Here is a 401-nt window from a genome sequence, read left to right as displayed (position 1 = left end):
GCGCCGAAGCCGGCCCGAGGGCGTGGCGCACCCCGAACCCGCCGATCCGCCGCGCCGCCGCCGCCGCATCGTTCAGGGCCGAGGCCAGCGCCGGCAGCGCCTCCATCCGGGCATCGACATCGATCCCGCCGGGAATGACGACATCCATCATCAGCCGGTGGCCGAACAGCACCGCGACGGCGGCGGCGATATCGTCCCGCGCCCGGCCCAGCCGCGCGGCAAGGCCGGCATGACCGGCGATGTCCAGCGTCCCCGCCAGCGCGAGCAGATGCGCCGTCACCTGCTCGATCTCCAGCATCGCGGCGCGCAACGCCGCGGCGCGGGGCGGGGCGGCACCGTCGCCCGCCGCCTCGGCCGCGCGGGCGAAGGCGAGCGCGTGCGCGACCACGGCATCGCCGGCG

1 pseudogene is annotated in these 401 nt (G+C 77.8%); it reads right to left on the bottom strand.

Annotation, left to right across the window (positions count from 1 at the left end):
• Positions 1–401, bottom strand: a pseudogene (locus RT91_RS18935) (Ni Fe-hydrogenase III large subunit); the annotation flags it as partial.

The organism is Acidiphilium sp. JA12-A1 (assembly GCF_000724705.2).
Classification (GTDB): Bacteria; Pseudomonadota; Alphaproteobacteria; order Acetobacterales; family Acetobacteraceae; genus Acidiphilium; species Acidiphilium multivorum.
The sequence above is the reverse complement of the archived record's forward strand: the minus strand, read 5'-3'. Positions and strand labels throughout refer to the sequence as shown.